Here is a 22,572-nt window from a genome sequence, read left to right as displayed (position 1 = left end):
CTAAAAGTTTTTTTTTCCTAAGTTCACATTTTCAGGTGCTGTAAAGCCTAAACGTTTGATCTGCTTTGTCTCAACTCCCTGTCCCTCTTTCAGGTGTTGATTGATATCTACAGGTAAAGTTCCGTCTGAATCAATCGCGCCAAAAATAACTTGTGCCGCAGAAATTTGTGCATCTTTTGTATTCTGGTAATGAACAGTAACAGCATCCAGATTAGATAAGTCCAAATCTTTTAATCCATAAGGACTTGTAAATAGTGAAAAGATATTCTTTTTGTCTTTTGGTAAAGCTTTCAAGATTGCTTTCGAATTATCAGATAATTTATAAGGTTTGTAAACTGTTTCGTTTGATAAAAATGCTCCTGAAATAATAACATCATAATCATTCAATAAATTAACTTGAGTCGGGTTAGCAATTTTAACCAATTCGACATTTGTATATTTTTGTAAATAAGTTAGAAACTGCTCGTAATCTTTCTGTTCAAGAGGAACAAACGCAATCTTTTGATTGATTTTTTTAATCGGTAATGTCTTGTGTTCATTCTTAACTATTGTGGAAGATTTTTCAAAAATCGATGTTGTTAAAGCTAAGTTCTCAGCAGAATTTAAATCTTCTAACACATTTACAGGATTCAATTGTTTTATTTCATTCAATCCGGTGATGTATTTTGCCATTAAAATCTTCTTTACACTCTCTTCCAATCGCTCCTCAGAAATTTCTCCTTTGTTTATTGCGTCAATAATTTTTTGTTTTCCTACATGTACATTTTGTGAGAACAATAAAATATCATTTCCCGCAACAAAAGCTCTGAAATCGACATCACCCGCAGGAAACATTTTTGCTACACCATCCATATTCAACGCATCTGTAATTACAATTCCCTTAAATTGCAATTCGCCTTTCAAATAATCTGTAATAATTTTTTTCGACAAAGTAGATGGGATCCCTGCATCCGGTTCTAAAGCCGGAACATTCAAATGTGCTACCATAATCGACTGTACTCCGGCATCAATCATTTTCTTAAACGGAGCAATATGATATTTTTCTAAATCAGCTTTATTGTCAGGAATCAAAGGCAATGTCTTGTGCGAATCCTGGTCTGTATTACCATGTCCTGGAAAATGTTTAGCAGAAGACAATACATTCTGCGCCCGCATTCCCTCCATATAAGCAATTCCTTTTTCGGCTACACGAGAAGGATTAGATCCAAAAGAACGATTACCGATAATTGGATTATTTGGATTAACATTCACATCTACAGAAGGTGAAAAATTAAACTGTACTCCCATTCTATTCGCCTGTACACCAATCTGTTTCCCAACCTGATACACCAAATTATTATTTCGCAATGCGCCAAGTGTCATATTCCAAGGAAAACGTTCAACGTCTTTTAAACGCATTGCCAATCCCCATTCAGCATCCATTCCAATCAATAATGGAACTTTAGAAATTGATTGGAATTTATTTGTCAATTCAATTTGGCGAACCGCTTGGTCCTGCATGAAAATCAATCCTCCTATATGTTCTTGCTCAATTAATTTTAAAATATCATTTTCATGAACTGTGTCTCTATTTGTGTAAGCTGCCACGATAAATAACTGACCTACTTTTTCTTCCAATGACATTGCGTTGTACTTCTCATCTACCCATTTCATTTGAATAGAATCTTTATACAATGGCGAGATTTGCTGCGCTTTTGATGCAATAGGTAAAATAATTGTTAAGAATACATATGCGACTACTCTTTTCATACCGGAATAAATTAATTTTGTGCGTTTTTTCTTTTCTAGAAACATTTTTTAAAGCTAATCAGTTAGGATTGGTAAATTTATAGTAAATTGTCAAATTAAATAAAAATTATATGAGTATTTTCAGTGTTGTGCAGGATAGTATGTTAAATCATCCTGGACTAATTACTGTTTTTGGAATCGCAGTAATCATCATGTTATTGCTGGATTTGGGTGTATTTAACAAAAATGCACATGTTGTTTCTAATAAAGAAGCACTTACTTGGACAATCGTCTGGATATCCTTAGCCATGATTTTTAGTGGTGTAATTTATTTCGTTTTCAAAGAAGCTGATGGGCATGCATTTGCCATCAATAAATTCTCACAATTTCAAGCCGCTTATTGGATAGAAAAAGCTTTGTCAGTTGATAATCTATTCGTTTTCATTCTGGTTTTTGGATTCTTTAAAATACCAAAAGAATACCAACATAAAGTCCTGTTTTGGGGAATTCTAGGTGCTTTATTCTTCCGAGCAATCTTTATTTTTGCCGGAGTAGAATTAATTAAAATGACTTATTTACCTGCATTTTCAATTGGTGATTGGCATTTTAATTTAGGTGACGAAGCGACTCATGCTAATTTTGCTACAAAAGAATTTTTCCGTCCAAATGTTGTTTTAACTCTTTTCGGATTCTTCTTAATCGTTGCCGGAATCAAATCATGGAAATCTAATGAGGAAGATGAAAACCAAGATTTATCTCAAAATTTTGGGGTTAAATTGGTTCATAAATTTTTCAAAGTAACACCTAATTTTGATGGAGATAAATTTTTCAGTGTTCAAAACGGAATTAAAATGGCAACACCACTTTTTGTTGCTTTAATGGTAATTGAAGTCACAGATTTAGTTTTTGCTGTAGATAGTATCCCTGCTATTTTTGCTGTTGCTCCCGACGATCCTTTTATTCTTTATTCATCAAATATTTTTGCGATTTTAGGTTTACGTTCACTGTATTTCTTATTAGCAAATTCAATGGATAAATTCAATAAACTTCATTATGGATTAGCAATTATCTTAAGTTTTATCGGAGTTAAGATGATTATTATGCCTTTTTATCATTTTGAATCGACTGTTTCACTTTCTATAATTGGCGGAGTTTTATTAACCACAATCATTTGGTCATTAATTGTAAATAAAACAGAAACATCTAAATAAACAAAAAGGGCGCTCAATGAGCGCCCTTTTTCATTCTATTTTATAATCCATAGGAACCATATTTGCTATTTTTTCCCAGCTCCAATAACCTTCAACAACAAGATTGGCAGGATGATAATACGTTCCGTTTTCTTCTATTTTAAGCAAATCATCTTTCAATGCAAAAATTGAAAGTTGATTCGAAATATAATGCTGCCCATTCTGTTTAGCATAATCCATATCTTCTTTTTCTTTTGTATATTCAACTGAATAAAGTCCTTTGAAATGAAGGTATTGATGTTTTCCTTCTGTAATTTTTAAACTATCATACGGCACTTTTTCATTCACTAAATAGGTTATAATTTTAGGAGGAACTTTGCCTTCTATTCGACCACCTGGTAACATTTCTTCTTTAAATTTCAAATAAGCAGGATTTTCTTTCCGTATTAAACGTTTCACATCATATCCTTCTTCTTGCAATCTGTTATCATAAATAGCTTTTATAAAATGATTTACACTACCCAAATACGATTTTCTACGATTTCCCTGCCACTTTTTAGTTTGTTTTGTACCGGCTTTAAGTTCTGTATAGAATGCTGTTCCAAGCGTCAAAACATAATTAGACTTGTAACTTAAATTAAAATCAACCAAATCGTATTCGATCTTGTATCCTAAATAATTATTCTTAATGATGAGCGGATTTTTAGACGATGCCCTTAACTCTTTTGTTGTTTTGTCGTAGCTAAACCGTAAATCTTTTTCATTCTCGATTTTACATTTTTTTGCAGCTTCATTACTTCCTAAAAATAATTTTAAAAAAATCTGAAGATAATATTTCCAATCTTCTTTTGACATTGAATGAACAACAGTTTCCTGCAGTAAAATTTTCTCGGATTCCAGTGTTATTTTAATGAATTGGTTTTGTTTAGAATCTACAGATTGAATAAAATTCTCGAACAAATCGGCTCTGACAATGAGATTATACTGTCCGTTTGGCAAATTAATTTCGAATTCTCCATTTTCACCCGTTTCCGTTTTCAAAGTTGATCCATCTACATAAATTATGGCATGAACAATCGGTTTTGAACCTTCATCGGTTACAATACCTTTAAAAACATTTTGTGCATAAAGTATGCTTGCACAAAATATAAACATCAATGTATAGACTTGTTTCAACTTCATGTGTCGTGATTAATTAAAAACAAGGTAATAAAAAAACTCCTCTATCGGAGGAGTTTTATACATAAAATATTTTTTATTTTGATTTCTTCGTTGCTTCCTTCAATGGCTTAGTAACTTCAGCAATACTTTTTATTTCAGTCGTTTGCTTTAATGATTCTGTTGGACTTTCATTTCCTCTATGACACATTACACAAGTTACAACATTTATCATCTCAGGATTTTTTGCATTCTCCCAATTGAAATTCTTTGCATTAATCTCACGTGTCATCACAATCATATGACGTGCAAATTCTTTCTCTTTTTTTGCATCACTAGAGAAATCTATCTTGTTTGTTTCAGGATTCTCAGCATGGCAAAAATTACATTTTACTCCTAATGCTGCATTGTACCCGCGCATCAAACCTTTTAAACTATCTTCTGAAATCGTTTGAGGAAGAACCTTTAGATTTTTCCACTGTGAATTTGAAATTTCTTTTCCCGCATCAATTTGACGAGAAGTTGTGAACGAAAAAATACTAAACATCAATGCCAGAGCTCCTAACGAAGCTATAATTTTACTTGTCTTCATTTTGTGTTATTATTTGCCTACACAAGGTAAAACAATAATCAAATTGAAAGATCAACTCAGATAAATTTGGAATAATTTTAAATAAAATGATTCATCATTTTTGAGATGAAGTTATTAAAATCTCCAAACCAATAAGCGCGATATTTTATTTCCTTGTTGCATATTGACAATTCGATAATCTCTTACTTTTTCACGTTTCAAAATCCCCTCCAGTATTCGAACATTTTCTTTTTTCGAGACCAAAGTCGTAAACCATTTTACCTGATGTTTGTACTCTGCACTTTCCTTTATCATCTTGGTAATGAATAAACGTTCTCCACCTCTGCACCATAGCTCTGAATTGTTTCCTCCAAAGTTTTGAACAGGTTTTTGATCCGTTTTTTGGCCCAAGTTTTTCAGCTTACGCATTGTCTGTTCCATCACCTCTTGATTTGATCTGAAAAAAGGTGGATTACAAATTGTAATATCAAACTTTTCACCTTGTTTAATAATATTTTTGAAAATATTGTTTGGATTAAATTGCATTCTAATCTCAACTTTATTGCGTAATCGTGCATTTTTCTTCACGATTTCTTCTGCATTTTTAAAAGATGCGTAATCCAATTCTGCTCCAACAAAATTCCAGTCGTACTCATAGTTTCCAATAATCGGATAAATACAGTTCGCACCAACACCAACATCCAGTACTTTCACTTCTTTTCCTCTTGGAATTACACCATCATAACTTTCTCCCAAAATGTCCGCAACATAATGGATATAATCGGCTCTACCAGGAATTGGCGGACACAGATTATCTTTTGGCAATTCCCAATAATCAATATCATAATAGGTTTTTAGCAAAGCTTTATTTAATGCTTTTACAGCATCTCTATCAGAAAAATTGATTGTTGGTTCATTCTCTTTATTCGGTTTAATATATTTAGAAAGTGGCGGATAAACAGCGCACAATTTTTCGAAATTATAAGGCGCTAAATGACGGTTGCGCGAATGTAATTTTTTCAATTTACTCTTCTTTTCGGGAGTATCCATACAAAACTATTTATGCAAAAATAAGACAACCTTTGCATTTTTCAGCAAAGGTTGTTTTTGATTTCGTTTATTTTCGTTGTTTTTGTAATGTTTCAATCTGTTTCAACAAATGATGAATCACTTCTAATCCCTCTAAATTTACCCCTAATTCGTAGTGAAATTGAATAAACCGCTCAATTAATTTTAAATCATCTTCTTCAATAAAATATTCTTGGTTATGTTCATGCAAAACAACCAAATCATTTTTATACAAATCGATTACAAACTGAGGTTCAATCTGATGATATTGACAATACTGAACAACTGATATCGTTATATTTTTCATGGTTTTAAGCTTTTTTAATTGAACGTAATTTCTCGAATAACTCTTTTTCTTCGGCAGATAAATTCGTTGGTATTTTTACCGAAAAAGTGACATACAAATCTCCAAATTGGTTGTCTTTCTTATAAATGGGTAAACCTTTTCCTTTCAATTTTACCTTTTTATTGTTTTCTGTTCCTTCTTTAATCGGAACTTTTACTTTTCCAGAAAGCGTATCAATCATCGCTTCACCACCTAAAATCGAGTCATATAAATCAATCTCAACTGTTGTCGACAAATCTGCTCCGTTCACTTCAAATTTTGTATTATTCTCAATATGAAAGGTAATATACAAATCTCCATTAGGGCCATTGTTGTATCCTTTTCCTCCGTGACCTTTTATCTTAATCGTTTGTCCGTCTTCTACACCTGCAGGAATTGTAATTCGAATATTCTTCCCATTTACTGTAAAAGTTTGTTGATGTGATGTTAACGTGTCTGTTAAGTTCAGTGTCAAACTGGCATTTACATCCTGTCCTTTATATCCCGTTGAGCGACTTCTTCCTTCACGTCCAAACATTGAACTAAAAAAATCTGAATACCCATCAAAATCATCAAAACCTTCTGCTCCGTTAACATCATTATATTGATAATGTTGCTGCTGTTGACGAGCTTTCTCATATTCTTCTCCATGTTGCCAATTCTCTCCGTACTTATCATATTTTTTACGTTTTTCCGAATCGCTTAACACTTCGTTCGCTTCATTTAATTCCTTAAATTTTTGAGCAGCTTCCTCATTATTTGGATTAAGATCCGGGTGATACTTACGAGCCAATTTCCGATAAGCTTTTTTTATCTCATCTTGTGTTGCAGTCTTTTGCAGACCTAATGTTGTATAATAATCTATAAAAGCCATAGTAATTTATAAGTTTTCCTCCTAATTTAATCAAAATCAGTTCCAATTTTACTACAACTGACAATACGGCTTAGACTTTCTTATTTTTGTGTTTTTTTAAATATTCAATCTTTCATAAATAAATTTATTATGATTAATTCATAAAACATTGAAATTAATTTGTAAATATTCAAAAAAAACAAGTATTTTTCATTTATAAAACTAGAAGATGAATAGACGAAATTTTTCAAAAAATATATTAATCGGTTCTGCCGTTGGTGATGCTTTAGGTGTTCCTGTTGAATTTAAAAGCAGGCAGGAATTACAAATAAATCCTGTGACAGATATGATTGGTTACGGGACTTACAATATGCCTCCCGGAACTTTTTCTGATGACAGTTCGATGATGTTTTGTTTAGTCGAATCACTTTGCAATGGATACGATGTCAATGATATTGGAGAAAAATTTCAGATGTGGATGCACGAAGGGTACTGGACAGCGGACGGAGAAGTTTTTGATGTTGGAATTGCTACACGAAAAGCAATTAACCGTTTACGTGTCGTAAAAAATCCTATCGAAGCAGGTTCAAAAGATGAATCTGATAATGGAAATGGAGCATTGATGCGGATTTTACCTTTAGCAGTCTTTACAAAAGATTTATCAATTGATGAACGTTGCGAAATCGTAAAAGAAGTTTCTTCTATTACACATGCACACAATCGATCGGTATTGGCTTGCATTTATTACATTGAATTTGCTTTAAATGTATTGGATGCAGAAAATCTCGAAGAAGCATATTTGAATACAAATTTCTGGTTAAAATTATTTTTAGAAGAAAATGAATTGTATAAGAATGAGTTTCCTTATTTTGAACGAATTTTAAGTGGTCAATTAATTGATTTGACTCACAATGAAATTCAGTCTACTGGTTATGTTATTCACAGTTTAGAAGCATCTATTTGGTGTTTATTGCATACCAGCTCATATAAAGATTGTGTTTTGAAAGCTGTAAACTTAGGACATGACACTGACACAATTGCCTGTATTGCAGGAGGCATCGCTGGTATTTTTTATGGAACAGAGACAATTCCTACTCATTGGATTGAACAATTGGCTCGCGTAAATGATATTCTCAAGTTAGCGGAGCAACTGGAAAAAAAATATGAGTATTAATCTCATCAATATCACCAAAACATTTTCGTAATTTTGCAGAATGGAAAGTCAAAAAAATAATCCATTACACGGAAAACGATTAGATGATATTATCGAAGAATTGGTGATTTATTATGGTGGTTGGGAAGGTTTGGGAAATCAAATCAATATCAGATGTTTTAATGATAATCCAAGCTTGAAATCATCTTTGAAATTTCTTAGAAAAACGGATTGGGCCCGGAAAAAAGTGGAAGAATTGTATATCAAAAAAATTGCAAAATAATGAATATGACAATTCCTAAAGAAAAAATTTATATTGATTCTGAACTGTTAACAACTATAGAAGAAGAAAGTCAAGTCATTATACATTGTTGTATGAATGCGGACGAGTATGCGAATGCAGCACGTATTTGGCCTTCAACTTTTATTATTGATAATCAATCCAGAAAACGTTGTCAATTGGTCTTTGTAGAAGGAATTACCATGTATCCGAATTGGACTTATATTGAAGAAGGGTCTTCTCTTTACTTTACATTAATTTTTAATGGTTTACCAAAAAGTTGTAAATCATTTGATTTAGTCGAAATTATTCCGCAAGCCGGTGGATTTGAATACAGAAAAATAAAACGAAATAAAAGCGATGTTTATCACATCGAATTTTCAGAATAAATAAAAAATAGGTTCTATGGAACCTATTTTTTATTTATATAAACTGAAATTTTTATTGGATGACTCCGATATCATTACGGTAATATTCGTAATCGAAATGTACTTTCTTGATGTTTTCATACGCTTTTTCACGCGCTTCATCTAATGTATTTCCCAATCCGACTATATTAATAACACGACCACCCGAAGTTACCATTTCGTCTCCTGATAACATAGCTCCGGCTATAAAGTTAGGACAAGTAACATTTTCTAGTCCGCGAATTTCGAAACCTTTGTCGTAATTTCCAGGATATCCTCCTGAAACCATCACGACGCAACACGCATGTTGATTTTTGAAACTCAACTCAAAATCTTCACCTTTAATCGTCTTATCCACTACTTCGAATAAATCGTTTTCCAATAAAGGTAAAGTCGTTTGTGTTTCCGGATCTCCCATACGAAGATTATATTCTAACAAATAAACTCCTTTCGTTGTTATCATTAGTCCAAAGAAAATTACGCCCGAGAATTCTAACCCTTCCTTGATTAACCCACATTTAGTAGGTTCCATAATTTCTTCTTCAAACATTTTGAAATGTTCTTCAGTGAATAACGGATTTGGAGCTATCACTCCCATTCCACCGGTATTCAAACCAGTTTCTCCTTCACCTATCTTCTTATGGTCTTTTGCTGGAACAAACGGAACAATTTTTTTTCCATTAAAAAAAGATAAAATAGACGCTTCAAAACCTTCTAAATATTCTTCAATAACCACTTCGTTTCCAGCATCACCAAAAGTTTTATCTTCCATGATTTCCAATACGGCTTGCTTTGCTTCTTCGAAATCCTGGCAAATAATGACTCCTTTTCCTGCTGCTAAACCTGAAGCTTTTACAACAATAGGATACTCTTGTTCTTTCAAATAATCAATCGCCAGCATAGGTCCTTGAAAATTCTTGTATTTTGCTGTTTTTACACCATATTTATCCATAAAATCTTTCGCAAAAGCTTTGGAAGCTTCTAATTGCGCTGCAGATTTATGAGGACCAAAAACCTTTAGATTTTCTTTTTGGAAAATGTCAACGATTCCCTCTGATAATTCAGCTTCAGGGCCTACAAAAGTTAAATCAATTTTATTTTCTTTTGCAAAATCTTTCATGTCTTCAATCGACGAAACAGAAACATTTGTCCCTATTTGAGCCGTTCCTCCATTCCCTGGAATAAAAAATAATTCCAAATCTTGTCCTTTTTGTTTGAAATCTTCAGCAAATTTCCAACCGATAGCGTGTTCACGACCACCAGAACCGATAATGAGAATTTGAGTTTTGAGTTTTGAGTTTTGGGATATATTATTCATTCGTATTGTTTAAATTATTAAAATAATTTTGAAGTTATGAATTATTTTTCAACTCATAACCTCAAACCTATCTCTTGATTTTTAGTGCATAAAATGTCTCATACCTGTGAAAACCATAGGAATCCCACGTTCATCACAAGCATCTATCGACTCCTGATCTTTGATTGATCCTCCTGGCTGAATAATTGCTTTTATTCCATTCTCGGCTGCAAAATCTGCCACGTCACGGAAAGGGAAAAATGCATCCGAAGCCAATACTAAATCTTCTTCTACTTTCTCTTTTGCACGTGCAACTGCTTGTTGAGCTGCCCAAATACGATTGGTTTGTCCACCACCGATTCCATAAGCTTGGCCATTTGTCGCAACCACAATCGCATTAGATTTTACCCATTTGACGATTTTTTGAGCAAAAACTAAATCTGTCATTTGACGATCTGTTGGTTGAGTATTTGTTACAACTTTAAGATCTGTTGAAAATTGGTTATCTGTCGATTGAACAATTAATCCTCCATCAACTTTTACGTACGTTACTTTATCCGAAACGGGATTTTTCACTTTAATAATACGCAAGTTTTTCTTTTGTTTAAAAATCTCTAGAGCCTGCTCAGTAAAAGAGGGAGCAATGATAATTTCTAAGAAAATTTTGTTCAATTCAACAGCCGTTTTCCCATCTACTTCTCTATTGAAAGCAATAATTCCACCGAAAATTGACATTGGATCACACTCGTAAGCTTTTTCATAAGCTTCCAAAACATTTTCTCCTATTGCCACTCCACAAGGCGTTGAATGCTTAACTGCACAACAAGTTGTTTCTTCAAATTCTGAAACTACTTTGTAAGCTAAATCCATGTCACGAATATTATTGAAAGAAAGTTCTTTCCCTTGTAAATATTCGAAATCTTTCATTGCTCCGTTTTTCGTTTTATCTACGTAATAAGCTGCTTTTTGATGTGGATTTTCTCCATAACGCAAATCCATTACTTTTTCATAAGAAGATTCTAAAAATTGAGGAAAATCTTCATCTAAAAGATAAGTTGAAATTGCTGCATCATAAGCAGAAGTTAAATTAAATACTTTACCCGCGCATAATTTACGTGTTTCGATTGTAGTTGATCCATTCTCGCGAATTTCATTCATCACAACTTCATAATCGTTGACATCAGTTACAACAGTTACATCATAAAAGTTCTTTGCGGAAGAGCGTAACATTGAAGGTCCTCCTATGTCAATAAATTCAATCATTTCTGCTTCAGAAAGCCCCGTGTTCATCTTTTCAAAGAAAGGGTAAAGGTTAACAATGACGATATCAATTGGATTAATTCCATGTTCAGCAATCGTTGTCATATGGTTTTCATCAGAACGACGAGCCATTATTCCTCCGTGAATTGCTGGATGTAAAGACTTAACGCGACCATCTAAAATTTCAGGAAAACCAGTGACATCTTTTACTTCAGTCACTTCAATTCCGTTCTCTTGTAAATGTTTGTATGTTCCTCCGGTTGATAAGATTTTATAATCTTGATCAACCAAGAATTTTGCAAATTCTAACAAGTTCGACTTGTCCGAAACACTGATTAGCGCTTGTTTTTGCATTTTGTTTTAGTTTTAAAGTTTATTGTTTGTTTATATATTATCGGAAATGAAAAACCTCAATGTATAAAACATTGAGGCATTTTCTATTTATGCTTCGCTAATTTGTTTGATGGCCTGAATATAGATTTTGCTTTCTACCTCAGCAACCTTACGTTGTAAATCTGCTACTTCATCACCTGCTTCTATCTCAAAAGTTCCTTGACATATGATTTGCCCTTCATCTACACCAGCAGTTACATAATGTACTGTTGCTCCTGATGTCTTTTCTCCAGCTTCTAAAACAGCTTGATGAACTTTAGCGCCATACATTCCTTTTCCTCCGAATTTTGGTAATAATGCAGGATGAATATTGATCATTTTTGAACCCCATTTTGAAGTAAATTCCGGCGTTAATATGGTTAAAAAACCTGCTAAAACAATTAAGTCGATTTCCTCTCCTTCTAAATTATGTTCAGCATCTTCCGAAAAAGTTTTTCGGTCTAACACATACGTTCGGATATCTTTATCCAACGAACGCTCTATTGCATAACAGTCGCGGTCTGCCATTACCATCGAAATTTCGACATTTGGTAAAGTTCCTTCTTCAACTGCATCAATAATATTTTGAAGATTTGTTCCGCCACCGGAAACAAATACAGCTATTTTCATGTTTGTTTGTAAGTAATCTTGTTTGTTTTACAAAGATAAGATTTTAGTTGGAGGAAGGTATAAAAATATAACTTGGATTTAATCTATTTATTAATGATTTATTCACAATTAAAAACAAAAAAGGCCATCTCTTATCGAAATAGCCTTTTGAAAATATTTTTTAGTGACCTTGAGTTCCATCAACTCCATGTGCATGTCCATGAGACAACTCTTCTTCTGTTGCAGGACGTACATTTAAGATTTCAACCTCAAATTCTAACGTTTTCCCAGCCATAGGAGGATTTAAATCTGCTATTACTGCAGCATCCGTTACCTCAACAACTGATGCACGGAATTGATTTCCAGCGTCATCTGTTAAAGGTAAAATAGCTCCGACAGGAGGTAATCCGGATTCTTTGAACATTTCTAAAGGTAATTGAGCCACAGCTTCTTCATTGCGTTCTCCATATCCTTCTTGCGGAGTAATTACAAAAGATTTTGTTTCTCCGATAGTTAATCCTTTTAATTCTTCCTCAAATTTTGGAATCATCATTCCGGCTCCGAATAAAAAAGTTAATGGTTCTTGTGCATTTGATTGTTCTACAAATACTTTTTCACCATTCGCTTCGATGGTATGTAATGAGTAGTTTACTGAAACTACATTGTTGTTTTCTATTGACATAAATTGTAAATTATGGATGCTTTAAAAAAGCGTTCATTTTTAATACTTATCTTTTAACAACAATTATTCCTTTCGAATAATTTAACCAATTTTGTCAGTTATTTAGATTTTCGAACTGACAATAATCTATTTTAATCAATGAAAAGTAATGCTTTTTTGATGTCTTCATAACCAATTTCACCATTGTAGTAATCGTAAATTGGTTTTAAAACTTTATTCTCTTCAAATTCGATTTCACTATAAGCAAAACGAACTTTATCAAGAATTTTGTCAGAAGGTTTAAATTTTGAATAATCTAAATTTGGCTCAATTTCCTTTATTTTTCCAATATGATCTACAATTGCTGAAGTTGTTAAACCTCGTTTTTCTGCTATCTGCTCCAAAGACAAACCTTCTTTTACATATCCTAAAGTGATTTCATAAGTCGATTTTTTTTGTCCTTTCTCTTTGGTTTTATTTTTTTCGATATTCTTTGCAATCTGCTTTTTATCTAGTGTTCCTCCTGAATATCGAATAAATGCTGCCCAAGAATTTTGCAATTCTTTTTCGTCTAAAAATTCATCCACTTCATTCGATAATACCTGAAAACGTTTGTCTGCTTTCATTGCCAGCGAATCAATTTCTAAGGCTGTTTGATTTAAGCCATGTAACATCAGCGAATTCAAATCTCTTAAACGTGAAAGTGCAACATACCCTTGTCCTTTTTCAAAAGCTTTTGATAAATCTATAAAAGCTGAATCTAAAGTCATTCCTTGTGATTTATGAATCGTTATTGCCCAAGCTAAACGCAACGGAACTTGAGTAAATGAAGCCAATGCTTTTCCGCTTTCATCCTCAATTGCCCAGGTTTCTGGCTTTGCAACAAAGAATTCTCCATCCTGCGTTCTGATAATTGGTTCATTTTTTTCTGTATACCCCGAAACATTTCCTAGTGTTCCGTTTACAAAACCAACTTCAAAATTATTTCGAACGAACATTACTTTCGCTCCTATCTTAAGTTCTAAAACCTCTTCTGCTAAAACAGATTTTTTCAACACTTCTACTAGTGCAGGATTTCCGGCTACTTTTGCTTCAAATGTTTTGGAAGAAGAATCAATATTAATCAATTGACCTTTATTGATTCTGTCTACATCCATATTATGTGTGTATAAGCGTGTTTGCGAATCAATTTCATCCATAAAATATTCGATTCGGGATTCTAGTAAATCGACTGTTTTTTGAGAAATATGTCCCGAACGAATTTCATTTAAGATATCGTTTAACGCATTATTTGTTTGACGATATTGCTCAGTCAAATAGCAGATATGGACTTTAGATTGCACCCAGGCATCTGACATAAAACAAAACTTATCTTTCGATTCTTCCCACTCTTCTCCAATGGGAGGCAACTGAAAAAAATCTCCTGAAAAAATCACTTGAACTCCTCCAAAAGGCTCATCATTTTGTTTAAAGAATTTCAATACATAGTCAACCGCATCCAACTGGTTCCGGTGCAACATCGAAATCTCGTCGATAATCAGGACTTTTACTTTATCCATTTTATCTCGGAAATACTTTTTATCTCGAAGTGATGCCAAATACCGATCAGAGACATAATCTTTTATTCCAATTCCAGCCCATGAATGTATGGTTTGCCCGTTCATATGCGTGGCCGCAATTCCTGTAGAAGCCGTAATCGCAACAGGAATTCCGTGTTGTTTAAGGTAATTGATGTATTGATTAAGTACATAAGTTTTTCCGGCACCGGCAGAACCTGTTAAAAATACATTTCGGCCAGATTTTAGAATTGCCAAAGCCTTTGATTGTTGCATAACTTATGAATGAATTTGAAGTTTTTTTGAATGGATGACAAAGATACGAAGATTGAATGAAGTAAAGAAAGGATAAATAAAAAAGCCGGATAAGAATCAACTTATCCGACTTTCTTAAACTATTTAATCTACTATTTCAATATAATTTTGTCAGCACCCTCTTGAATTTCTCCAATCACTGCACTTCCATCAATAATATTCAATACTTTTTCAGCATCAGTTTGGTCAACGATAACAACCATACCCACACCCATGTTAAATGTTCCAAACATTTCTTCTTCAGCAATATTTCCTCGTTTTGCTAATTCCTGCATCACTGTCGGAACATGTATTTTTGCTTTTTCAATTACAGCTGTTAATCCGTCATTTATAATACGAGGAACATTTTCGATTAATCCGCCTCCTGTAATATGAGCAATTCCAGACATTTCGATTTCGGCATCTTTGATTTTAAAGATATCATTTTGATATAATTTTGTTGGAACTAATAATGTTTCGAACAAAGGTTTTCCTTCAAATTCTTCATTAAAATCAGGGAATATTTTACGAATCAACGAAAATCCATTTGAATGGAATCCGCTTGAAGGTAAAGCTATAATTGTTTGTCCGGCTTTTATTTTCGATCCATCTATAATTTCGTCACGCTCAACAACTCCAACACAAAATCCTGCAACATCATAATCACCTACTTGGTACATCCCCGGCATTTCGGCAGTTTCACCTCCAATTAATGCAGTTCCTGTTTCTTTACATGCTTGTGCTATTCCACCAACAATTTCTGCTGCAATATCAGAATCTAACTTTCCACAAGCTAAATAATCTAAGAAAAATAATGGTTTTGCTCCGTGACACAAAATATCATTTGCACACATCGCAAAACAATCGATACCAACAGTATCATAAACTTTAGAATCTAAAGCGACACGTAGTTTCGTTCCTACTCCATCAGTTCCTGATACCAATACAGGATTTTTATATCCTCCTAATTGATAAAATGCACCAAAACTTCCAATTCCATTCAACACATTTTCATTGTGTGTTGCTGCAACTGCCTTCTTAATTTTCGATACCGTTTGATAACCTTCTTCCTTATCTACTCCGGCTTGTTTATATGTATTGCTCATTTTTAATTATGATTTGATAATGATGAATTATGAATTTAGTTTTTGTTTACTTGTTAGAATGATACTTTTCAATAATTTAAGCACTTCGATACAATCTTTATATATTTTATAAAATAATTTTTCTTCAATATAATTACTTTTAAATAATAATTCTAACCAATAAAGTGTTTCATCACATTCTTTTTGAGCAATTGATAATTTATGTATAAAATCTTTAGAACTTTCAGCGTTCTGAGATTCTCTAACTAAAGCACCAATAGCTGTACCACTTCTTAAAAGTTGTTTACTCAAAACATATTCATTACTTACTTTGTAATTTTTTTGATAATTGAATGATGCTTAAAGCTAAATCAAAAGATTTTTCTTTCAAAATATTCGCCATAATTCATCATTTATAATTAATAATTAACTAGTCAATATGCAAAGGTTTAACTCCTTCACATTCTTTATTAGAATAATTTACCGGATATTTTTCTGTAAAACATCCAAAACAATGTTCTTTACTTCCTAACAAATCAATTAAATTATCAACGGTTAAGAAATCCAACGAATCGACATTCAAATATTCTTCAACTTCCTTAATTGATTTATTTCCTGAAATTAAATCTGCTTTTGAAGGCATATCAATTCCTAAATAACAAGGCGCTATAATCGGTGGAGAAGCAGAACGGAAATGAATTTCTTTTGCGCCGGCTTCTTTCAAAATTTTGATTAAAAGTTTTGAAGTTGTTCCACGTACAATCGAATCATCTAATACAACCAAACGTTTTCCTTTGATTTTTTCTTTGATTGGATTCAATTTCAAATTCACTACACGTTCGCGCATTTCCTGAGAAGGAACGATAAACGAACGCGACATATAACGATTTTTAATCAAGATTGGTTCGTAAGGAATTCCGGAAGCTTCTGAATATCCGATTGCAGAAGGAATTCCGGAATCCGGAACACCAATTACAATATCTGCATCAACCGGAGATTGTTCATATAATTTCCGACCAGATTCTACCCGTAAATCATAGATTTCATTTCCTTCAATATTCGAATCAGGACGCGCAAAATAGATGTACTCAAATGCACAAATATTACGATGTTTGGGTTGATTTAATGAATACGATTTCAACCCTTCTTCGTTCACCACAATCAATTCTCCTGGTTCTACATCACGAATAAATTCAGCTCCAACAGCATCTAATGCACACGTCTCAGAACAAAAAACATACGCATCATCTAATTTACCTAAACACAATGGACGAATTCCATTTGGATCACGAAAAGCAGCCATCTGATTGTTTGCTAATAATAAAACCGAATAAGCTCCTTTTACCTTCTCTGTCCCTTTCTGAATTGCTTCTACTATATCTAAATGCGAATATTTTTGAATAGAACGCAACAAGACTTCCGTATCCGAAGTTGCTAAAAATGGCAATCCTTCTGCTTCCAATTCAGTTCGCAACTGTTCCACTTCGATCAAATTCCCGTTGTGTGCAATAGAGAAATGAGGTTTTCCATAGATATTGTAAGTGTACAATGGTTGAATATTACGACGACTTCCACCTCCGGCAGTTGTATAACGTGTATGCCCAATCGCAGCATTTCCTTGGTATTCTTCAATTTCAGACTCCATGGTCTTGAAAACATCCAATACCAAACCTGTTTTTTTCACTGTTTTGATATTTCCATCTTTCAAGAAAGAAACACCACACGCTTCCTGACCACGGTGCTGAAGCGCAAATAAACCAAATTGTGCAATAGAATATGTGTTGATATTTCGAGGAGAGTATACTCCAAAAACACCACACTCTTCATTGACACTATCTACAGTGTCAACTGCGTATTTTTTGAATAAATTTCGTTGATAGAAATTCTTTAAATACTCAGCTTTCAATTGATTTTTATGTAATTTTTTATCAATCATTTCGAATGAAAAAAATGATTATTTTAAAACTTCTGACAAACGGTTATATACTTCATGATAAGCCTCCGACACATCACCTAAATCGCGGCGAAAACGGTCTTTATCTAATTTCTTACCTGTTTCAACATCCCACAAACGACATGTATCCGGAGAAATTTCATCTGCTAAAATGATGTTACCATCAACATCTTTACCAAATTCAATTTTAAAATCAGCTAAAATTAATCCTGCTTTTAAAAATAATTCCTTTAATGCTTCATTAATTACATCAGTTTGTGCATACATTTCTTTTAATTCATCATAGGTTGCTGCTCCTAATAGTACTGCATGATGATCATTGATTAATGGATCTCCTAATTCATCTTTTTTGTAACAGATATCAAAGATTGTAACCGGAGATTTTCCTCCTTCTTCTAATCCTAAACGTTGAGCCATAGAACCCGCAACATAGTTGCGCACAACCATTTCAATTGGAATGATAGAGACTTTTTTCACCAATTGCTCACGATCATTCAACTGCTCAATAAAATGAGTTTTAACTCCTTTCTCAATCAAATAGTTGAAAATTAAAGTCGAAATTTTGTTGTTCATTTCTCCTTTGTCTTCAACAGTTCCACGCTTTTGTGCATTAAATGCTGTCGCATCATCTTTGTAATAAACTATTACTTTGTCTGCTTCCTCTGTTGAATAAACTTGTTTTGCTTTTCCTTCGTAAATGAAGTCCTTTTTTGTTAAGCTCATCGTTGTTTGTTGTTAAAACGTTGTTTTTTTGTTTTGTTTGAAATGAAAAAGTCCACTTCCTTTTGTTTGTTTTGTTTGAAAATTAACGTGTTCAAGGTTAACTTTCGAATTTTAATTTCGATTGGTTCAGGATCGAAATCGATATTTGTTTGTTGTTTGTTTCTTTAATATTTAAGATGTTAGTATCTAGATTTTTCTCATCTCTAACTTCTAATATTTCCTATCTAATTTTTACCCTCTAAAATACTCCACCGCATTTTTAAAAATATTCATATATCCATTTCCCGGAATATTTTTGAATAATCCTTCCTCATAACGCTCCGGATGTCCCATACGTCCGTAAACTTTTCCACAAGGGGATACAATTCCTTCTACTGCGAATGTAGAGCCATTTGGATTATAAGGCATTTGTCCTGCCAGCTTTCCATCTAAATCTACAAACTGAGTTGCTATCTGTCCTTTATCAATTAATTTCTCTAATTCAGTATCATTGGCTACAAAACGACCTTCACCATGCGAAAAAGGAATCCAAAATTCTTGAGCTTCCATTCCTTTCAACCAAGGCGAATGTGATTTATTCACTTTTATTTTCGCTAATTGTGTAATGTGACGCCCAATTTCATTGAACGTTAAGGTAGGAGTATTTTCCTCTAAATCTTGAATACGTCCGTAAGGTAATAATCCTGATTTGATTAAAGCTTGGAACCCGTTACAAATTCCTAAAACCAAACCATCACGCTCTAATAAATTATGAATCGCATTTTTTATTCTCTCGTTTCGTAAAACTGTCGCAATAAATTTCCCTGATCCGTCTGGTTCGTCAGCAGCTGAGAATCCTCCCGGAATAAATAAAATATTTGCTTGATTGATTTCAGTTACAAAAGCTTCTACCGATTCTTCAACGTCTTGTTGTGTTAAATTACGGAAAGGTAAAGTCGAAACAATTGCTCCTTCTCTACGAAATGCTTTTGCAGAATCATATTCAGAATTCGTCCCCGGAAAAATAGGAATAAAAACTTTTGGATTTTCTACTTTATGATCGGCAAAGGCAAAACAAATTTGTTCTGCTTTCAAATCTTTTTCTTCAACAACTGTTTCAGTATCTGATTTGTACGGGAATAATGAATTAAATGTTTCTTTCCATTGTTGCTTCAATTCTTTCAAATTGATTTCTTCTCCGTTAAAGTTGAAAATTACCGAATCATTTGTTTGACCTAAAACATGATAATTTTGAGCAATTTCAGTAGGAACATTAAAATCTTCTGTATGTTCAATTACAATTGAAGCAGGGTAATATTTTGCTAAATCCAATCCTGTTTTAACTTCAAATCCTATTTCATTACCAAACGCCATATTCGCTACAGTTTCAGCAATTCCACCAAATTTAACCGTCATCATTGATTTTACTTCAGAATTAATCGTTCCAATAAAATCAAAAATAGATTTCGTATTCTTTTCGTCGATTAAATAATCTTCTGTTAATGTTGGTATAAAAACTGAAAGTTTTGAATTCTTTTCAACTAAAGTTCCTTGTACAATTTTTTCAGCCTTAGAAGGTGCTACTGCAAAAGAAATTAAAGTTGGCGGTACATCTATCTCCTGATAAGAACCGGACATCGAATCTTTCCCTCCAATTGCAGGAATTCCAAATTGTTTTTGTGCTTCAATTGTTCCTAGTAAAGCAGCAAAAGGTTTCCCCCAACGAGCTGCTTCATCACGCAATTTTTCAAAATATTCTTGAAATGTTAAACGTATATCAGTATAATTTCCTCCAGCTGCAACAATCTTTGTCATTGAATCGATTACAGCGAAATAAGCTCCGTGATAGTTTGACCAACGAGAAATTATTGGATTATACCCAAATGACGCAATTGAAACTGCATTTGTAAATCCGTCTGTTGGGAATTTTTGCACTGAAACATCTTCTGGAGTATCCATTGTTTTCCCCCCGAAAGCATTCAAGACAGTAGAACGTCCAACATTATTGTCAAACATTTCTACCATACCTTTTTGAGAAGCATGATTTAGCTCCTGCATCATTTCAATAAAGGATTGTTTATTGAAGGATTTATTCTCAAAAGGATTTGTATATTCTTCGTCCGTAACCTCAACTTTCGCTTGTTTACGAACACCATTTGTATCTAAAAATTTACGGTCCAGCTCAACAATCTTCGTTCCTTTCCACACCAAAGTCATTGTATCGTCTCCCGTTACCTCAGCCACACAAGTGGCATCTAAGTTTTCTTCTTTTGCTAACGCAATAAATGTTTCCACATCTTTTGCCTCGACTGCAACAGCCATACGTTCCTGCGATTCAGAAATTGCCAATTCTGTTCCGTTTAATCCTGCATATTTAAGAGGGACTAAATCCAAATTAACATTAATTCCTCTTGCGATTTCACCAATTGCTACAGAAACACCTCCTGCACCAAAATCGTTACATTTTTTGATTAATGCCAACACATCCGGATTACGGAATAAACGTTGAATTTTACGCTCAACAATTGCATTTCCTTTTTGAACTTCTGCTGATAAATCGTCTAATTTTAGACCATCATGTGTTTTAGAAGAGCCTGAAGCTCCTCCAACTCCATCGCGCCCCGTTGCACCTCCTAATAAAATAATTCGGTCTCCAGCAATCGGTTCTTCACGACGAACATATTCTTTTTTTACTGCTCCAGCCACAAAACCTACTTCCATACGTTTTGCTTTGTAACCTTTGTCATAAATTTCTTTTACAAAAGTTGTCGCTAGACCAATTTGATTTCCATATGAGCTATAGCCATTTGCTGCTTCTTTCGAAATTTTACGTTGCGGTAATTTACCCGGTAACGTATCCTCAATTTTTTCTAAAGGATTTGCAGCTCCTGTAATACGCATCGCCTGAAAAACATATGAACGTCCACTTAAAGGATCGCGAATAGCTCCTCCAACACATGTTGAAGCTCCTCCAAAAGGTTCAACTTCTGTTGGATGGTTATGTGTTTCATTTTTGAATTGCAATAACCATTCTTCTTCTATTCCGTCTACATCAATTGGAACAACAATAGAGCATGCATTGATTTCTTCTGAAACATCAATATTTTTTACAACTCCTGTACGTGAAAGGTATTTCCCCATTACAGTCGCCAAATCCATTAAACGAATTGGTTTACTGATACCTAATTCTTGACGAACTTTTTGGTAATAATTAAATGTTTTTTGAAGCGTTTCGTTGAATTTAGAATTGAATTTGACGTCTGTAATTTCTGTTTCAAAAGTTGTATGACGACAGTGGTCAGACCAATAAGTATCTAAAACTTTCAATTCTGTTTCCGTCGGATTACGATTGATTGATTTGAAGTAGTCTTGAATAAAAGCTAAGTCATCCATCTCTAACGATAATCCGAATTGGTTGTAAATGCCTTGTAGTTTATTTTCGTCAGCAGAAATAAAACCTTCTATAATTGGAACTTCTGTAGCTTCCGGATTCGCCGGAATTTCCATTTTAGAAAGATCTTTTTCACGCGATTCAATTGGATTGATTAAGTAATCTTTTACTTTTTTTAAATCTTCCGTAGACAAATCATTATTGAAAACATAAAGTAAACCTGATTTTACCGTCACATCTTCCACATTCATCAACACTAGACATTGTTCAGAGGAATCGTCGCGTTGGTTATACTGACCCGGTAAAAATTCTGTTGCAAAATAGTTTTTAGAATAAGGAATACTTTCATTTACCGCATCTTCAACATATTTGAAAACATTGTCCGTCACAGGATCGACAAACACTTTATGCAGAACCTCTTGCAATTGATTTTCCTCTATATTAAATAGATCATAAATAACAAAAACCTTGCACACTATTTGAGGTACAAGGTTTCTGAGTTCTATTGTAGTCTTCTGACTGATAACGTCAAAATTCGATTTCTTCTGAATGAAAAGTCTTTGGTTCATTGTATTGTTTGCTGTACTATTTGGTTTAATTTGTTTAAACCATTTGTATCATCTACATCAACAAACAAATTATTTTCTATTGGAGTGGT

The 22,572-nt window shown here is 33.4% G+C and carries 20 protein-coding genes; 4 read left to right on the top strand and 16 right to left on the bottom strand.

Features of this window, described 5'->3' with window-relative positions; all coding sequences use genetic code 11:
• Positions 1-1,749 (bottom strand): glycoside hydrolase family 3 protein, encoded by a 1,749-nt coding sequence (locus H277_RS19830; RefSeq protein WP_051094549.1) that lies wholly within the window; start codon positions 1,747-1,749, stop codon positions 1-3.
• Positions 1,750-1,859: 110 nt separating this feature from the next.
• On the opposite strand from H277_RS19830, the gene H277_RS0114760 reads away from it, so the two are divergent.
• Positions 1,860-2,939: a TerC family protein gene (locus H277_RS0114760; protein ID WP_019976388.1), complete on the top strand. Its 1,080-nt coding sequence runs from the start codon at positions 1,860-1,862 to the stop codon at positions 2,937-2,939.
• 30 nt (positions 2,940-2,969) lie between these two features.
• Here H277_RS0114760 and H277_RS0114755 read toward each other — a convergent pair whose 3' ends face one another.
• From H277_RS0114755 to H277_RS0114735, 5 genes are all read right to left on the bottom strand, one after another.
• Entirely contained in the window at positions 2,970-4,100 is a 1,131-nt protein-coding gene (locus H277_RS0114755; RefSeq protein ID WP_019976387.1) for a carboxypeptidase-like regulatory domain-containing protein, read from the bottom strand.
• Positions 4,101-4,173: 73 nt separating this feature from the next.
• Positions 4,174-4,668, bottom strand: a complete 495-nt coding sequence (locus H277_RS0114750) for a c-type cytochrome (protein ID WP_019976386.1) — start codon at positions 4,666-4,668, stop codon at positions 4,174-4,176.
• 114 nt (positions 4,669-4,782) lie between these two features.
• Positions 4,783-5,697, bottom strand: a complete 915-nt coding sequence (gene rlmF, locus H277_RS0114745; protein ID WP_019976385.1) for a 23S rRNA (adenine(1618)-N(6))-methyltransferase RlmF — start codon at positions 5,695-5,697, stop codon at positions 4,783-4,785.
• Positions 5,698-5,764: 67 nt separating this feature from the next.
• A complete protein-coding gene (locus H277_RS0114740) occupies positions 5,765-6,022 on the bottom strand; it encodes a chaperone modulator CbpM (RefSeq protein ID WP_019976384.1) in 258 nt (85 codons plus the stop codon).
• Positions 6,023-6,026: 4 nt separating this feature from the next.
• A complete protein-coding gene (locus tag H277_RS0114735) occupies positions 6,027-6,914 on the bottom strand; it encodes a DnaJ C-terminal domain-containing protein (protein ID WP_019976383.1) in 888 nt (295 codons plus the stop codon).
• A 208-nt stretch (positions 6,915-7,122) separates the two neighbouring features.
• Here H277_RS0114735 and H277_RS0114730 point away from each other — a divergent pair, with 208 nt between their 5' ends.
• The 3 genes from H277_RS0114730 to H277_RS0114720 are packed head-to-tail and all read left to right on the top strand — an operon-like array spanning position 7,123 to position 8,715.
• Complete coding sequence (locus tag H277_RS0114730) at positions 7,123-8,067, top strand: ADP-ribosylglycohydrolase family protein (RefSeq protein ID WP_019976382.1); 945 nt, start codon at positions 7,123-7,125, stop codon at positions 8,065-8,067.
• A gap of 40 nt (positions 8,068-8,107) precedes the next feature.
• The gene (locus H277_RS0114725) at positions 8,108-8,329 is read left to right on the top strand and encodes a VF530 family protein (RefSeq protein WP_019976381.1); all 222 of its coding nucleotides are present in this window, start codon (positions 8,108-8,110) and stop codon (positions 8,327-8,329) included.
• Positions 8,329-8,715 carry a hypothetical protein gene (locus H277_RS0114720; protein WP_019976380.1) on the top strand — a complete coding sequence of 129 codons (387 nt, stop codon included), beginning with the start codon at positions 8,329-8,331 and terminating at the stop codon, positions 8,713-8,715. Before H277_RS0114725 ends, H277_RS0114720 begins: the two co-directional genes overlap by 1 nt.
• A 52-nt stretch (positions 8,716-8,767) precedes the next feature.
• Here the strand turns inward: H277_RS0114720 and purD are convergent, their stop codons facing one another.
• The 10 genes from purD to H277_RS0114670 all read right to left on the bottom strand — a co-directional run bounded on the left by purD (position 8,768) and on the right by H277_RS0114670 (position 22,483).
• Entirely contained in the window at positions 8,768-10,051 is a 1,284-nt protein-coding gene (gene purD, locus H277_RS0114715) for a phosphoribosylamine--glycine ligase (protein ID WP_019976379.1), read from the bottom strand.
• A gap of 81 nt (positions 10,052-10,132) precedes the next feature.
• Positions 10,133-11,644 (bottom strand): bifunctional phosphoribosylaminoimidazolecarboxamide formyltransferase/IMP cyclohydrolase, encoded by a 1,512-nt coding sequence (purH, locus tag H277_RS0114710; protein WP_019976378.1) that lies wholly within the window; start codon positions 11,642-11,644, stop codon positions 10,133-10,135.
• An 87-nt stretch (positions 11,645-11,731) separates the two neighbouring features.
• A complete protein-coding gene (gene purN / locus H277_RS0114705) occupies positions 11,732-12,292 on the bottom strand; it encodes a phosphoribosylglycinamide formyltransferase (protein WP_019976377.1) in 561 nt (186 codons plus the stop codon).
• Positions 12,293-12,452: 160 nt separating this feature from the next.
• Positions 12,453-12,953: an FKBP-type peptidyl-prolyl cis-trans isomerase gene (locus H277_RS0114700; RefSeq protein WP_019976376.1), complete on the bottom strand. Its 501-nt coding sequence runs from the start codon at positions 12,951-12,953 to the stop codon at positions 12,453-12,455.
• Positions 12,954-13,084: 131 nt separating this feature from the next.
• Positions 13,085-14,764, bottom strand: a complete 1,680-nt coding sequence (locus H277_RS0114695) for an AAA family ATPase (protein ID WP_019976375.1) — start codon at positions 14,762-14,764, stop codon at positions 13,085-13,087.
• Between the two features lie 131 nt (positions 14,765-14,895).
• Entirely contained in the window at positions 14,896-15,888 is a 993-nt protein-coding gene (gene purM / locus H277_RS0114690; RefSeq protein WP_019976374.1) for a phosphoribosylformylglycinamidine cyclo-ligase, read from the bottom strand.
• 27 nt (positions 15,889-15,915) lie between these two features.
• Positions 15,916-16,179 (bottom strand): four helix bundle protein, encoded by a 264-nt coding sequence (locus H277_RS0114685; RefSeq protein ID WP_019976373.1) that lies wholly within the window; start codon positions 16,177-16,179, stop codon positions 15,916-15,918.
• A 118-nt stretch (positions 16,180-16,297) separates the two neighbouring features.
• Positions 16,298-17,803: an amidophosphoribosyltransferase gene (purF, locus tag H277_RS0114680; protein ID WP_019976372.1), complete on the bottom strand. Its 1,506-nt coding sequence runs from the start codon at positions 17,801-17,803 to the stop codon at positions 16,298-16,300.
• An 18-nt stretch (positions 17,804-17,821) separates the two neighbouring features.
• A complete protein-coding gene (gene purC / locus H277_RS0114675) occupies positions 17,822-18,544 on the bottom strand; it encodes a phosphoribosylaminoimidazolesuccinocarboxamide synthase (protein WP_019976371.1) in 723 nt (240 codons plus the stop codon).
• Between the two features lie 231 nt (positions 18,545-18,775).
• Positions 18,776-22,483, bottom strand: coding sequence for a phosphoribosylformylglycinamidine synthase (locus H277_RS0114670; RefSeq protein WP_026357632.1), 3,708 nt, complete (start codon positions 22,481-22,483; stop codon positions 18,776-18,778).
• Between the last annotated feature and the right edge of the window lie 89 nt (positions 22,484-22,572).

The organism is Empedobacter brevis NBRC 14943 = ATCC 43319 (assembly GCF_000382425.1).
In the GTDB taxonomy this organism is placed as follows: Bacteria; Bacteroidota; Bacteroidia; order Flavobacteriales; family Weeksellaceae; genus Empedobacter; species Empedobacter brevis.
Note: the sequence above shows the minus strand (reverse complement) of the source record. Positions and strands in the feature narration are given on the sequence as shown.

Bases quoted from the DNA above. Each gene is read 5' to 3' on its own strand.
- purF (WP_019976372.1), bottom strand. From the start codon at position 17,803: ATGATTGATAAAAAATTACATAAAAATCAATTGAAAGCTGAGTATTTA.
- H277_RS0114760 (WP_019976388.1), top strand. From the start codon at position 1,860: ATGAGTATTTTCAGTGTTGTGCAGGATAGTATGTTAAATCATCCTGGA.
- purN (WP_019976377.1), bottom strand. From the start codon at position 12,292: ATGAAAATAGCTGTATTTGTTTCCGGTGGCGGAACAAATCTTCAAAAT.
- H277_RS0114695 (WP_019976375.1), bottom strand. From the start codon at position 14,764: ATGCAACAATCAAAGGCTTTGGCAATTCTAAAATCTGGCCGAAATGTA.
- purH (WP_019976378.1), bottom strand. From the start codon at position 11,644: ATGCAAAAACAAGCGCTAATCAGTGTTTCGGACAAGTCGAACTTGTTA.
- purC (WP_019976371.1), bottom strand. From the start codon at position 18,544: ATGAGCTTAACAAAAAAGGACTTCATTTACGAAGGAAAAGCAAAACAA.
- H277_RS0114755 (WP_019976387.1), bottom strand. From the start codon at position 4,100: ATGAAGTTGAAACAAGTCTATACATTGATGTTTATATTTTGTGCAAGC.
- H277_RS0114735 (WP_019976383.1), bottom strand. From the start codon at position 6,914: ATGGCTTTTATAGATTATTATACAACATTAGGTCTGCAAAAGACTGCA.
- H277_RS0114740 (WP_019976384.1), bottom strand. From the start codon at position 6,022: ATGAAAAATATAACGATATCAGTTGTTCAGTATTGTCAATATCATCAG.
- purD (WP_019976379.1), bottom strand. From the start codon at position 10,051: ATGAATAATATATCCCAAAACTCAAAACTCAAAACTCAAATTCTCATT.
- H277_RS19830 (WP_051094549.1), bottom strand. From the start codon at position 1,749: ATGAAAAGAGTAGTCGCATATGTATTCTTAACAATTATTTTACCTATT.
- H277_RS0114725 (WP_019976381.1), top strand. From the start codon at position 8,108: ATGGAAAGTCAAAAAAATAATCCATTACACGGAAAACGATTAGATGAT.
- H277_RS0114720 (WP_019976380.1), top strand. From the start codon at position 8,329: ATGAATATGACAATTCCTAAAGAAAAAATTTATATTGATTCTGAACTG.
- rlmF (WP_019976385.1), bottom strand. From the start codon at position 5,697: ATGGATACTCCCGAAAAGAAGAGTAAATTGAAAAAATTACATTCGCGC.
- H277_RS0114670 (WP_026357632.1), bottom strand. From the start codon at position 22,483: ATGAACCAAAGACTTTTCATTCAGAAGAAATCGAATTTTGACGTTATC.
- H277_RS0114750 (WP_019976386.1), bottom strand. From the start codon at position 4,668: ATGAAGACAAGTAAAATTATAGCTTCGTTAGGAGCTCTGGCATTGATG.
- H277_RS0114730 (WP_019976382.1), top strand. From the start codon at position 7,123: ATGAATAGACGAAATTTTTCAAAAAATATATTAATCGGTTCTGCCGTT.
- purM (WP_019976374.1), bottom strand. From the start codon at position 15,888: ATGAGCAATACATATAAACAAGCCGGAGTAGATAAGGAAGAAGGTTAT.
- H277_RS0114700 (WP_019976376.1), bottom strand. From the start codon at position 12,953: ATGTCAATAGAAAACAACAATGTAGTTTCAGTAAACTACTCATTACAT.